Source organism: Rhodococcus sp. NJ-530, assembly GCF_003860625.1.
In the GTDB taxonomy this organism is placed as follows: Bacteria; Actinomycetota; Actinomycetes; order Mycobacteriales; family Mycobacteriaceae; genus Rhodococcus_F; species Rhodococcus_F qingshengii.
The window spans coordinates 1,030,314-1,043,483 of record NZ_CP034152.1 but is presented as its reverse complement, the minus strand read 5'-3'; the positions used below and the strand labels follow the sequence as shown (position 1 = coordinate 1,043,483).

The window sequence follows — 13,170 nt, the reverse complement described above, 5'->3', positions numbered from 1 at the left end:
ACCGCACCTGCTGACGAGTCACCGCCCTAGTTCATGTCGTTCGCAATGATGTTCTCGATATTCCGTTCGGCCAGAGCGGTGATGGTGACGAACGGATTGACTCCCACATTGCCCGGTACGAGGGATCCATCCATGACGTACAGACCCGGGTACTCCGGCAGACGACCGTAGCCGTCGGTCGCCTTGCCGAGCACACAACCGCCGAGGGGGTGGTACGTCAACTGATCGCCCCACGTCTGCGTCGGGCCGAAGAGGTCGGTCCGGTAGATCGTGCCTTCCTTCTTGTTGATCTTGTCGAAGAGCTTCTTCGCCATGTCGATCGACGGCTGGTTCTGCGAGCGCTGCCAGTTCAATCCGACTTTGCCTGTTGCCGAGTTGAATTGGAACTGAGCACGTTGCGGATTCTTGGCAATCGCCAAGTACAGGCTGACCCACAGTTCGGTACCGGCCGGGAAGGGTGCGATTTCCGCAAAGACGGGAGCGGATGTGTCGGCCCAGTTGTCGATACCCATCACGGGGATCGCCGACTGCTTCGCACCGGTGGCGTCCCACATGTGATTGGCGCGGCCCACCATCACGTTGCCGTTGTGACCCCATTCCTGTCCAACTGCACCCGGCAAATTCGCCAGCTGCCCTTGCGCTTTCATCGCGACCAGGAGCTTGCTGGTCCCGATACTGCCGGCCGCGAAGAAGACCTTGTCCGCCGTCACTGTCTTGGTGCCGACGGTATTGCCCTGCTCGTTGATCTGGTTCATCACCACTTGATAGCCACCGCCGGTCGCGGCCGGGGCAACCGAGGTCACGACGTGCAGAGCTGAAATGGTGAGCTTGCCGGTGGCGGATGCCGCAGCGAGGTACGTTTTGTCCAGTGACTTCTTTCCGGCATTGTTGCCGTAGATGACCTCACTGACCAGAGCGGACTTGGTGACCTGGCCGGCAGCTTCCTGCTTCATGTAGTTGAAGTCGTAGACATTCGGAACGAACGTTGTTGTGTAACCGGATCTCTCAGCGGTCTTTCGCCCCGTCCGCGCGAACTTGTAGTACTCGGTCGATTCGAACCAGGCCGGGTCGATGTTGTTGACTCCGAGCGCAGCGTTGGCCCGCGGGAAGTACGTCGAGTACATCTCGTTGGAATCGACCCCGGGCAGGATCTCTTCGAAGTAGTTGCGCTTGGGTGTGACGGCCATACCGCCGTTGACCAGTGACCCGCCGCCGACCCCTCGGCCTTGGTAGACCTTGATCCCGCCGAAGTCCTCGGCGTCGAGAACGCCGACGTAGCGGCTGATGTTCTTGTCCACCGAGCCGCCGGAAAAGTGTGAAACCGGTTGAACTGTACGGTCTCTGAGCCAGAAGGACCGACCGTCGGGCGAGAGCATCGGGCAGAAGATCTTGCCGTCGGACCCTGGTGTGGTCCACGACTTCCCCATCTCGACCATGTGCGTGTCGATACCGGCCTGCGTCAGGCGAAGTGCTGCAACGGCACCGCCGTATCCACTGCCGATCACGAGCGCGGGGACACGGTCTCCGTCGTTCAATGCTCGTCTGGGCGCAGCGGCCGCCGTGGTCCACGAGGACGAGAGTGCGGCGGCCCCCACAGCTAATCCTGTTGCTGCCAAGAAGTTTCTACGCGAGAGCGTGGAATTGGTACGTGCGTGCCGTTCGTTGGATCCAGCGCGAATGCTCAAGTGTGCCCTTCTCTTTCCGTGACCCCCGCGCTGAGATATACCGGGAGAAACCGAACGAGAAGTCCATACTCGTGGGTAACTTCGAGGAACCGTTGATTTTCCATGAAAAGGGCCGATGAACAGAAAGTTCACCGGCCCTCCGAAAGAACGAGTCAGGGAATTGAGATGCGACCTTCGACGGCGCCGAGTCCGATGTCCTTGCGGAAATGACCGCCGGGAAGCTTGACGTCGGCGATCTTTGCGTAGGCGTCGTCGCGAGCTTCGGTCAGATCCTTGCCCACTCCGACAACACTCAGCACACGCCCGCCGGCCGAGACGACGGCACCGTCTTCACGCTTCTTGGTACCGGCGTGCAGGACTCCGTCGGCGTCGGCTCCGGTGATCACGTCGCCGGTGCGTGGGGTTGCCGGATAGTTCTCCGCGGCAATCACGACCGTGACAGCGGAACCGTCGCGCCACTGCAACGGACCGACCGAATCGAGTGTTCCGGTCGAGGCCGCATTGAGTAGGCCGCCCAGCGGCGTTTCGAGGAGAGCAAGCACGGCCTGAGTTTCGGGGTCACCGAACCGGCAGTTGAATTCAACGACGGCCGGGCCGTCGACACCGATCGCCAGACCGGCGTAGAGAAGGCCGGAGAAACTGCTACCGCGTGCGACCAACTCGGCAGCGACGGGCTTGACGACGTCATCGACGATCTGCGTGACCATCTCGTCGGGCAGCCACGGCAATGGGGTGTACGCGCCCATACCGCCGGTGTTGGGTCCGGAGTCTCCGTCGCCGACACGCTTGTGGTCCTGAGCCGGGAGCAGCGGGATCACAGTTTCGCCGTCGACAAGGCAGAAGAGCGAAACTTCCGGACCGTCGAGGAAGGACTCGAGGAGAACCGGGTGTCCGGTCTCGAGCAGTTCTGCGGCATGATCGCGCGCGGCGAGACGATCCGTCGTGACGACTACGCCCTTACCCGCGGCCAATCCGTCGTCCTTGACCACCCAGTTGGGACCGAAGCGGTCGAGTGCTTCGTCGAGCTTGGCCGGATTGTCGACGATCTCACTGTGAGCGGTCTTGACGCCGGCGACAGCCATCACGTCCTTGGCGAAAGCCTTCGATCCCTCGATGCGGGCGGCGTCGGCCGAAGGCCCGAAGCAGGCGATACCTGCTGCGCGCACCGCGTCTGCGACACCGAGGACCAGCGGAACCTCGGGTCCGATGACGACGAGGTCGGCTTCGACCTTCTGGGCCAGCGCGGTAACCGCGTCACCCGAAGCGACGTCGATGGGGTGCTGCTCGGCGATTTTTGCGATCCCGGCATTGCCAGGCGCGCAGATCAGGGCCGTGACACCTGGATCGCGAGCAAGAGAGAGAAGGAGGGCATGTTCACGGGCTCCCGAGCCGATTACTAGTACGCGCACGGGGAACAGACTACGGCCTGCGATAACAGCGCTCTCGGAGTGTCACTCACGGGGCCAAGGTCCCAGCGTTCGGCCTTTGTGCGAAATATCCGTTTCGAGATGAGATCATATGAATACCTGAATAGGTGAACAGATGTTTTCGGACACCTGTCCACCAAGGAAAGGACACCCGTGAAACTCCACAAACCAGGCGTTCTGACGCTCACCGCAACCGCCGCAATCGGCGCACTTCTGATCACGTCGTGCAGTAGCCCGACTGGCACCGACTCCTCGGGCAACAACGACGGCCTGGTCTTGGCCGACGGCTACGAGCTGGGCGGCTACAACCCGGTCGCAGGCTTCGGCGCTGCCGGTGAGGCCAAGATGTACGACGGCCTCGTCCGACTCACCGGAGGGACCGGCATGCCGGGATTCGAGCCGTCTCTGGCCGCGGAGATGCCCACTGCCAACGCCGACGCGACAGTCTGGACGGTCAAACTCCGCGACGGGGTCACCTTCTCCGACGGATCGACCTTCGACGCCGCCGACGTGGTTGCCACGTACAAGGCGATCCTCGATCCCGCTTCCGCCTCCGAAGCGCGTTCGTCGTACGACATGATCAGCGATGTCGTGGCCGTCGACGACAACACAGTCGAGTTCCGCCTCGCGTACTCGTATGCGCCCCTGCTGACGAAGATGCTGATCGGCATGGTCCCGTCGGAATCCCTCGCGACACCCGGGCTTGCCGCCGAATCGCCGTTGAACACCGCGCCTGTCGGTACGGGTCCGTACACACTCGTCGAACTCTCACCGGATCGAGCGGTCTTCGAGGCGAACGAGAACTACTGGGACGGTGCACCGGAGATCAAGAAGCTCACTCTCCTCTACGTTCCGGACGACAACACCCGCGCCCAACGTATGGTGTCGGGCGAGATCGACGGAACCAATCTCCCACCACTGCTTGCCAATACGTTCTCGGGCAAAGACAACATGTCGGTGACTGCCCATCAGTCAGCGGACTGGCGCGGTCTCTCACTTCCGACGAACAATCCCGTGGCAGGCGACAAAGCCGTACGGATGGCGCTCAACCTCGCCGCCGATCGCCAGTCGATGATCGACAACGTCCTGGGCGGACACGGCCGCGTCGCCGCCACTCCGATCCCCGAGGTCTACGGCGATTCGTACAACCCGAACGCAACCTTCGCCTACGACCCGGCCGAGGCCGAGCGAATTCTCACCGAAGCGGGCTGGATCGAAGGTGCCGACGGAATCCGTTCGAAAGACGGTCAGCGGGCGCAGTTCACGATCATGTACAACTCCGTCGACACCGTTCGACGTGATCTCGCTCAGGCATTTGCCTCCGATGCTCTCGCTGTCGGCATCGAGGTGGATCTCGAAGCGCTCTCCTGGGACCGCATAGACCCTCGAATCAACCAGGATTCGACGCTTCTCGGTGGTGGAGACGAACCTTTCGATCCAGACACGCAGGCGTACGACGCGCTGAACTCGAAGTACATAGCGCCCGGGGTCGGCAGCATCTACGACAACGCCAGCGACTACTCCAATCCAGCAGTCGACGCAGGCCTGGAAGTAGGACGCCGCAGCCTGGATCAGGCAACGCGTGACGCCGCGTATCGCGACGTGCAGCAGGCGTACGTCGAGGATCCCGGATTTGTCATCCTCGTATTCCTCGACCATACGTACGTTTCGAAGGATTCCGACTGGCAGATGTCCGGACCTGTACTCGAGCCACACTCACACGGTGTGACCTGGGGCCCGTGGTGGTCACTGCAGACGTGGGCCAGAGGGCAATGACAGCGGTCGACGTTCGGGTAGACGCGCGGCAATCGCTCGACCACCGTGGCAACTCCCGCCGAAAGGCCATCCTCACGATGGTCGGTCGGCGGGCGTTGTTCATCGTGCCGGTGATCGCCGTGGTGTCCGCGGGACTCTTTGCCGCCGCCGCGATCTCACCGTTCGATCCACTTGTCGGCTACCTGGGCACGCGATACATGACGACCAGCGACGCGGACAAAGCGTTGATCGCCGATCAGATGGGTTTCGACAACCCCTGGTACAGCACGTACTGGAATTGGCTCCAGGGCGTGTTCACCGGTGATCTCGGGATCTCCAGATCGTTCAATCAGCCTGTTTCCCAAGTTATCTCCGAGCGTCTGCCATGGACCCTGCTGCTGGTCGGTATCTCACTCCTCATCGCGATTCTCGCCTCGCTGACACTCGGTGTTCTCGCCGGAATCCGCAGTGGAGGATTCTTGGACAAGACCGTGTCCGGGCTGAGCGTCGTGGTCCAAGGACTTCCGCCGTTTGTCTTGTCGCTGGGTGCCATCGCGCTCTTCGCGTTGACTCTCGGCTGGCTCCCGGTCGCCGGGTTGACCGACGGGGGTGCCGATCCCACACCGGGACAGGTGATCCGGCACTTGGTCCTACCGGTGACGGTCCTCTCCATCTCGCAGATGCCGTGGCTCCTACTCGCGGTCCGAGAATCCGTCGTGGGTTCGAAAAGTGAGGGATTTGTCGCGGGCGCCGTAGCACGCGGAATCCCGACGCCGACCATCACGAAACGCCACATACTGCCGACCTCACTGGCGCCTTTCGTGAACATCGTCGGCGTGCGACTGCCCGAGCTGATAGTCGGGGCAGTGCTGGTGGAAGAGGTCTTCAGTTGGCCAGGGATCGCCGGCGCCATCGTCTCGTCAGCCCGTAACCTCGACATGGCACTGCTCGCGTTCCTCACCGTCGGTACGACATTGACGGTCATGCTCGGCTCACTGATTGCCGACGTCCTCGTTGCAGTACTCGACCCGAGAGTGAGTACCGATGGCTGAACGACGCTTCAAGATCGCCGTCGGCGTGCTGGTCCTCGTGGCGCTGTACGCGGCGTTGGTCCCATGGTTGGCCGACGTCGACGACCGAGTCACAGACTTCTCGGCGGCTCGCCTGGCTCCGTCGTTCGATCACCCGTTCGGAACTGACTCGGCGGGCCGAGATCTATTCGTGCGCATAGCTGCAGGCATCAGAACCTCACTTCTGATCGCACTCGCCTGCGCGCTGCTCGCCACGGTGATCGGCGTCGCCGTCGGCACTACGGCCGGACTGGTCGGCGGCTGGGTGGACAGGTTCGTCATGCGCGGCACCGATGCCGTCAACGCACTCCCCCACCTGTTGCTCGGCATCGTCATCGTCGCGATGTTCCGTGGAAGCATTGCCGCCATCGTGCTTTCGATCGCACTGACCCACTGGACCCAAGTGGCCCGGATCATCCGCTCCGAGATCTTGAGTCTGCGCGAGCGTCCCTACATCGACGCCGCCATTCTCGCGGGAGCCAGTCGACGTCACGTGATCATGCGCCACCTCGTGCCGGCGACGGCGCCACAGGCTTTGATCGCAGTCGTTCTCCTGCTGCCCCACGCCGTCTGGCACGAATCGACGTTGTCCTTCCTGGGATTCGGCCTTCCCCCGCACAAGCCCAGTCTCGGGACGCTTCTCGAAGAGGCACGCAGTTCTCTGCTCCTCGGCGGTTGGTGGACGCTGGCATTCCCCGCCGCAGTTCTCGTGATCGCCACCGTCGCAGTTGCCGTCGCCGGTTCGGCCCTGCGGACGATGCTCACGCCCCCTCGACCTTCGGAGTTGCGACTGTGAACCACGGCCTGCGCATCGAATCTCTCACCGTCAGGATCCCTCTACTCGGAGGATCGGTAGTTCACGCTGCGAGCGACATCGACCTCGACGTTCCAGCCGGCACGGTGACCGCACTTGTCGGGGAATCGGGGTGTGGCAAGTCGATCATCGCCACCTCGGTCATGAACATGTTGCCGCCGAATGCTTCTCGAACCGGAATGGTCACCGTCGGAACACCGGACCTCGAGATCGACGTCTTCTCCGGCACCGCGTTCCGTGGGCGGCACGTGGCTCTCGTTCCACAATCCGCCGCAACACATCTCACCCCCGTCCGGACTGCGCGATCGCAACTACAGGAGACGATCGACGCACTCGGCAGCGATCACACTTGCGATGCCTTGGCACTTCGCGTCGGACTCGATCCGTCGGCCCTGGACTGCTACCCGCACGAACTCTCGGGAGGCATGGCGCAACGCGTGGCCATTGCCGGTGCGCTGGCCGGGAATCCGTCGGTGATCGTCGCAGACGAACCCACCGCCAACCTCGACCGCGAACTCACCGACCACGTCATGGGATTACTTCGAGAGTGCGCTGACTCCGGGGCGGCTGTCCTGCTCATCACCCATGACCTTGCATCACTCACCCGCAGCGATGTCGCGGATCGACTTGCCGTCATGTACGCATCACGCATCATGGAAACCGGTCCGGCCGCGCTGGTGTTCAAAGATCCGCTTCACGATTACACCCGAGACCTTCTCGGCGCCTTACCTTCCAGAGGTTTGACTCCCATGCCGGGATCGCCACCGCAACTCACCGATCTCCCCGAGGAGTGCGTCTATCACCTACGACGCCCGGAGTCGAAACAATCCGGTGGCCCGACCGAACTGGTCACACTGGGTGACCGCACGTACCGAACGCTGCGGAAGGTGGGCTGACATGAGTCTGCAAGCTCTGGGAATCACCAGCGGTTACCGTCGCAACCGGCCAGTTCTCGAGAACGTCTCGCTCGAGATTCCGTCGGGAAAGCTGATCGGCCTGACCGGGCCTTCGGGCACCGGAAAAACAACACTTGCAAGGATTCTCGCCACGTTGGACGCACCGTGGTCAGGCGAGGTGCGGATCGACGGATCACCCGTCGTGGGTACCAAATTCTCGGTACCCGCGGCACTACGCGGGACGGTGTCCATGCTGTTTCAGTCACCTCGCGCATCGACCGACCCTCGGCAGACGCTCGCCTCGATCATCGGCCAACCGGGTGACATTGCCAGTAGGTCAATCGATGTGGCCGCGCTGGCAGCAGAAGTTGGCCTCACTCCCGATCTCTTGTCGCGCAGACCACACCAGGTGAGCGACGGCCAACTACAGCGCGTCTGCCTGGCGAGATCGCTGGCGCAACAACCGAATTACCTCATCTGTGACGAGGCGACGGCGATGCTCGACGCCGCCACGACGGCCGCGCTCATTCGGTTGATCGAGAGTCGCGCCGCCGAAACCGGCGTCGGTGTATTACTCATCAGCCATGATCGCGAATTACTCGGCGCCTGCTGCGACGTGGTCCACGACCTCGACAGTATCAGCGCTTAGCCCCTGCGAAATCGACCCTTGACCCGAACGTATGTTCGAGTATGATTTGGGCAGGGGATCGGGGGATTCAATGAGCGTCTTGTTGTCGGATGTGGTGTCTGGTTCTGCGGTGGGGTTACGCGGACGCCTGCGGCGGTTGTCTGCTGCTGAGTTACGTGCTGCTGCTGTCGAAGCGAGTGCGGAGATTCTGCGTCTCGAAGCCGTGCGGGTGGCCGTGGTGGACGAACTGTCGTTGCGGCCGGATGATCAGGTGATTGCCAGCCGCGGGGTGGGGTGCTGGTTGGCGGCCAACACGATGCTGCAGGTTCGGGACGGGAAGAAGATCGCCGCGGTGGGTGCAGCTTTGCGGCCGTTTCCGGCGGTGGCGGCTCGGTTCGATTGCGGGGACTGCTCGTTCGATCATGCCGTGTTGATCGTTGCGTTCTGTGAATCGCCGCCGAAGGGGATGCCGGAGGAGGCATTACCGAAGTGCATCGATTTGTTGTTGGCTGCGGCATCCGGTGTCGAGGCCACGACCACGAAGGTGCGGAATGTAATCGCGACGTTGGAGCGGTTGTTCGAGTCCGATGAGATTCCGCCCGCCGAAGACGTCGACCGGAACGAGCTCCGGATCGCCTCGACGCTCAATGGCCGGGTGGTGGTGCGCGGCGATTTCGACGCCCTCACCGGCGAAATGCTGCTCTCCGCGTTATCGAACCTGACGATGCCCACCCCGGCACCCGATGGAACCCCGGATTCTAGGTCGGCGGCGAAACGCACGGCGGACGGGTTCACGGAACTGATCCGCCGGTATTTGGACTGCGCGAAAACCGGTACCGATGGTGGTCAGCGTCCGCATGTGAACGTGCACATCAATGCTCGGGATCTGGCCGAGCACCGGGACTGCGCCGCAACACCCTCCACTGCTGATGACGGAATGGCTGTATCGGATCTCGATGTCGGGCACATGCCCTGGCTCGGACCACTGTCCGTATCGCAGACCAGGCTTCTCGGGTGTGACTGTTTCCTGTCCACGGTTCTGCTCGACGATCACGGCGCACCGCTCGATGCGAAACCAGGAAAGAGGTTGGTCAACGCCGAACAACGCGTCGCGTTGATCGCCCGAGACAAGGGCTGCGCCTTCCCCGGCTGCACGTGCGTACCCGCCTGGACCGATGCGCACCATATCCGGCACTGGGCCAACGGTGGCCCGACGGTGATGAACAACCTGGTCCTGCTGTGCCGTTCACACCACCGACTGATGCACCGGAAATCAGGGTTCGTCGGGAAATGGGAAATCCGCATCGGCGCCGACAACAAACCCTGGTTCATCCCGCCACCCTCGATCGACCCCGGGCAGCAACCCAGGCCGGCGAACACCACCTTCAAAACCTGAGGACGAACCTCAGGCATACAACTTCACGCCAGGTCCGCATCGGAGGAAGCACCTCCGATGCGGACCTGGCGTGCGTTCCTGTTGGTCAGCCTGCAACCGTCAAGTCGTAGAGGGTTACTCCGTCCACCGTTGTGGCGGTGAAGTTTTCGGTCACCCACGTCGAGATAGCGGTAGCGGTGCCTTCGGCGTTCATACCGCCACCCATCCCACCGCCGGCGATGAAGAAGTGAATCTTGCCCTCTGCCACGTACTGCTGGAACTGCGCGAGCGTCGGCGACGGATCGCTCCCGTTGAACCCTCCGATAGCCATGACCGGTGACTGCGTCGCAAGCTGATAACCCGAGGCGCTGTTGGACCCGATTGCCGCGGCTACCCACGTGAACTGGTCGGAGTTCTCTTCGAGAGTGGACACAACAGCGGCTCCCGGCGTGCTGCCCTGCAGTAGGCCGCCGGCACCGCCTCCCATTGCGCCTCGCGTCCCGTCGGCGGTCGGCGTGGTACCGCCCGGAACTGTTGCACCACCGGGCATCTGACCCATTCCTGCAGGGGGCGTGCCCGGCATTCCGGTCCCAGCCCCGTCAGTCCGACGGTTACCGCCATCAGCCGAGCCACCGAATCCACCGAATCCACCGCGGCCACCGCCGGGCCCGCCCATTCCACCTTCGACGCTCGGTCCGGCCGAAACTATGGAACCGGTATGCGGAGTATTGATCGTGTCGATCGCGTATGCAGTCGGACCTGCCAGACCGGTGAAGATCGCTGCGAGAATCACTGCCACAGCCAATCGACCTCGCGTCACTGCCGGAATCAGCACTGCCACGGCGCTGACGATGCCGACCACCAGAATGGTCCAGCGAAGCCACGGTACGAACGAAGGCGAGCGTCCGAGCAGTACCCACGCCATCGCGACGGTTGCGGCCAAGGACACCGCCAGAATGATGCGAACCCAGAGGACGTCACGATGACGCCACGCCACTACCGATCCTGAACCGATCAGCGCGGCGATCGCCGGCGCCAGCGCAACGGTGTAGTAGGCGTGGAAGATTCCCGCCATGAAACTGAAGGTCAGTCCGGTCACCAACAGCCACAGTCCCCAGACGATGAATGACGCGCGCTGTGTATCAGCGCGGGGTGCCCTGCCTCGCAGCACGATTCCAGCCACCAGAAGTATCAGTGCAGCAGGAATCAACCAGGCGATCTGTCCGCCCTGGGCCGATTCGAACAGTCGGGTAATGCCGGTACTCCCCCACATACCACCGCCGGCCCCACCACCTGGTGCCATACCTCCCCGGCCATACCACCTGCGGCCTCGCCCATGCCGGGGAAACCGCCCGCAGCAGCGCCGGCCGCAGCATCACCAGCACCGCGCATTCCGCCGCCGCCGACGCTTCCGGTCTCGTTGCCGCTCAAGCGTCCGAGCCCGTTGTAGCCGAGCGTCAGTTCGAGAATCGAATTGTTCTGTGAACCACCGATCCACGGACGCGAGTCGGCCGGCCACAGTTCGACGATTGCCAACCACCATCCGGCGGAAACGATCAGTCCGCCCAGTGCCGCGAACAGTTGGAGTACGCGCTTACCCAGTTTCGGCGGTCCGGCGATCAGATAGGTGAGCGCCAGCGGTGGAACCACCAACATGACCTGTAATTGCTTTGTCAGGAAACCGAATCCGCAGAAGATACCGACCAACACGAGCCAGCGGGTGCGGCCGTCCTGCACGGCGCGCATCATCGCCCACACTGCTGCGATCATCAGGAGCACCAGCAGAGCATCCGGGTTGTTGAACCGGAACATCAGCGCCGCTACGGGTGTGAGCGCAAGTACCAGGCCTGCGAGGAGGCCGGCGGCCGCACCGAAATACCGTCGAACCGTTCCCCACAACAGTGCAACCGATCCGACCCCGAGGAGTGCCTGCGGCACCAACATCGCCCAGGAATTGAGTCCGAAGATGCGAACCGACAGCGACATCAACCACAGGGACATGGGCGGCTTGTCGACGGTGATCGAGTTGGCAGCGTCCGAGGAGCCGAAGAAGAAAGCCTCCCACGACACCGAACCTGCCTGTACCGCAGCGGCATAGAACGAGTTGGCCCATCCGGACGCGCCCAGGCCCCAGATGTAGGCAACTCCGGTGCCCACTAACAACACTCCCAGCGCCCACGGTTCCCAGCGCACCTGACGTTGCGGTTCCGGCGCCGGCAGCGGCGCGGCGAGTGCCTCTGCAGTGGCGGTCATCGATTGGCTCCTACGGATTGTGCGGTGCGAAACACCCAGCGCAGTGCGATGAATCGACTGACTGTGGCAACAAGATTGGCGATGACGAGTACGGCAAGCTCCACATGCTTGGAAGCATCGGGCGCCATGACGTCGAGCACGAACAACGATCCGCTGGTGAGCAGTAGACCGAACCCGAACACGAGCAGGCCCTGCATCTGGTGACGAGCGGATCCTTCCGACCCTCGGATCCCGAAGGTGAAGGCCCGGTTGGCGGCGGTGTTGAATACCGCGGTCACCAGCAATGCGACGGCGTTGGCCCACTGCGCACCCATGATCGAGTGCAGAGCGAGGTAGAGCAGCGCGTACGCGAGCGTCGAAATGACTCCCACCACGGCAAAGCGTGAGAGCTGCCCGACCATTCCTCGTGGAACTCCGGGAACCAACGGTTCACGTCCGAAACTAGCCCTGAGCTCGGCCAATGGAAGGGAACCAGTAGACAGTGCTCGCCCGACACGGACCACACCTTTGAGGTCGGCAACTGCCGTGGCAATGATGTCCACCCGGCTGTCCGGGTCGTCCACCCAGTCGACAGGGACCTCGTGAATCCGCATGCCCGCTCGCTCGGCCAGCACCAGCAATTCGGTATCGAAGAACCACCCGGTGTCCTCCACCAGCGGAAGTAGTTGGCGTGCAACATCGACGCGCATGGCTTTGAATCCGCACTGGGCGTCGGAGAAGCGAGCATGCAGTGCGCTTCGGAGGATGAGGTTGTAGCTACGTGAGATGAACTCACGCTTGGGGCCGCGCACCACGCGGGACGATCGTGCCAGCCGGGAACCGATGGCGATGTCCGAGTGTCCGGAGAGCAACGGAGCAATCAACGGCATCAGGGCGTTGAGGTCGGTCGAGAGGTCGACGTCCATGTACGCGACCACGTCGGCATCGGACTCGCTCCATACCTGCCGCAGTGCTCGACCACGACCCTTCGCATCCAGGTGGACGACCCGGACGTCGTCGAATTCTTCGGCGAGGGAACGGGCGAGTGCCAACGTGCCGTCGACACTGGCGTTGTCCGCGATGGTAATTCGTGCAGAGAATGGCACCTGCGTGCGTAAATGCCGGCGCAGGCGCCGCACGCACGTCTCGAGGCCTGCCTCTTCGTTGTATACCGGGACGACCACGTCCAGCACTACAGTCGTCGCGGAGACCTCCTCTGCGTCCGTGCTGCCCGCGGTCTGCATGGCTTCTGTCGTCATGCGTCCTAGATTTGTCGGGCCGGCTCCGA

At 62.8% G+C, this 13,170-nt stretch carries 9 protein-coding genes and 1 pseudogene; 6 read left to right on the top strand and 4 right to left on the bottom strand.

Going from position 1 to position 13,170, the window contains the following annotated elements; translation table 11 throughout:
- Nucleotides 1–26: 26 nt before the first annotated feature.
- Nucleotides 27–1,595 (bottom strand): GMC oxidoreductase, encoded by a 1,569-nt coding sequence (locus tag EHW12_RS04790; protein ID WP_007734403.1) that lies wholly within the window; start codon nucleotides 1,593–1,595, stop codon nucleotides 27–29.
- A gap of 242 nt (nucleotides 1,596–1,837) precedes the next feature.
- The gene (purD, locus tag EHW12_RS04785) at nucleotides 1,838–3,094 is read right to left on the bottom strand and encodes a phosphoribosylamine--glycine ligase (RefSeq protein ID WP_042452678.1); all 1,257 of its coding nucleotides are present in this window, start codon (nucleotides 3,092–3,094) and stop codon (nucleotides 1,838–1,840) included.
- Between the two features lie 171 nt (nucleotides 3,095–3,265).
- On the opposite strand from purD, the gene EHW12_RS04780 reads away from it, so the two are divergent.
- The 6 genes from EHW12_RS04780 (at nucleotide 3,266) to EHW12_RS04755 (ending at nucleotide 9,671) form a co-directional block, all read left to right on the top strand.
- Nucleotides 3,266–4,888 carry an ABC transporter substrate-binding protein gene (locus EHW12_RS04780; protein WP_125050340.1) on the top strand — a complete coding sequence of 541 codons (1,623 nt, stop codon included), beginning with the start codon at nucleotides 3,266–3,268 and terminating at the stop codon, nucleotides 4,886–4,888.
- Entirely contained in the window at nucleotides 4,885–5,919 is a 1,035-nt protein-coding gene (locus EHW12_RS04775; protein WP_125052528.1) for an ABC transporter permease, read from the top strand. The genes EHW12_RS04780 and EHW12_RS04775 overlap by 4 nt, the downstream gene beginning before the upstream one ends.
- Nucleotides 5,912–6,733: an ABC transporter permease gene (locus EHW12_RS04770; RefSeq protein WP_125050339.1), complete on the top strand. Its 822-nt coding sequence runs from the start codon at nucleotides 5,912–5,914 to the stop codon at nucleotides 6,731–6,733. Before EHW12_RS04775 ends, EHW12_RS04770 begins: the two co-directional genes overlap by 8 nt.
- On the top strand, nucleotides 6,730–7,647 hold the full coding sequence (locus EHW12_RS04765) for an ABC transporter ATP-binding protein (protein WP_125050338.1): 918 nt from the start codon (nucleotides 6,730–6,732) through the stop codon (nucleotides 7,645–7,647). Before EHW12_RS04770 ends, EHW12_RS04765 begins: the two co-directional genes overlap by 4 nt.
- A gap of 1 nt (nucleotide 7,648) precedes the next feature.
- On the top strand, nucleotides 7,649–8,296 hold the full coding sequence (locus tag EHW12_RS04760; protein ID WP_125050337.1) for an ATP-binding cassette domain-containing protein: 648 nt from the start codon (nucleotides 7,649–7,651) through the stop codon (nucleotides 8,294–8,296).
- Nucleotides 8,297–8,366: 70 nt separating this feature from the next.
- Nucleotides 8,367–9,671 carry an HNH endonuclease signature motif containing protein gene (locus EHW12_RS04755; RefSeq protein WP_125050336.1) on the top strand — a complete coding sequence of 435 codons (1,305 nt, stop codon included), beginning with the start codon at nucleotides 8,367–8,369 and terminating at the stop codon, nucleotides 9,669–9,671.
- Nucleotides 9,672–9,756: 85 nt separating this feature from the next.
- Here the strand turns inward: EHW12_RS04755 and EHW12_RS04750 are convergent.
- Both EHW12_RS04750 and EHW12_RS04745 read right to left on the bottom strand, forming a co-directional pair.
- Nucleotides 9,757–11,903, bottom strand: a pseudogene (locus tag EHW12_RS04750) (glycosyltransferase family 39 protein).
- Nucleotides 11,900–13,126 carry a glycosyltransferase gene (locus tag EHW12_RS04745; RefSeq protein ID WP_233405706.1) on the bottom strand — a complete coding sequence of 409 codons (1,227 nt, stop codon included), beginning with the start codon at nucleotides 13,124–13,126 and terminating at the stop codon, nucleotides 11,900–11,902. Before EHW12_RS04745 ends, EHW12_RS04750 begins: the two are co-directional and overlap by 4 nt.
- Nucleotides 13,127–13,170 lie beyond the last annotated feature (44 nt).

Coding starts and splice junctions, on each gene's coding strand:
- EHW12_RS04775 (WP_125052528.1), top strand. CDS start 4,885: ATGACAGCGGTCGACGTTCGGGTAGACGCGCGGCAATCGCTCGACCAC.
- EHW12_RS04760 (WP_125050337.1), top strand. CDS start 7,649: ATGAGTCTGCAAGCTCTGGGAATCACCAGCGGTTACCGTCGCAACCGG.
- EHW12_RS04770 (WP_125050339.1), top strand. CDS start 5,912: ATGGCTGAACGACGCTTCAAGATCGCCGTCGGCGTGCTGGTCCTCGTG.
- EHW12_RS04745 (WP_233405706.1), bottom strand. CDS start 13,126: ATGCAGACCGCGGGCAGCACGGACGCAGAGGAGGTCTCCGCGACGACT.
- EHW12_RS04755 (WP_125050336.1), top strand. CDS start 8,367: ATGAGCGTCTTGTTGTCGGATGTGGTGTCTGGTTCTGCGGTGGGGTTA.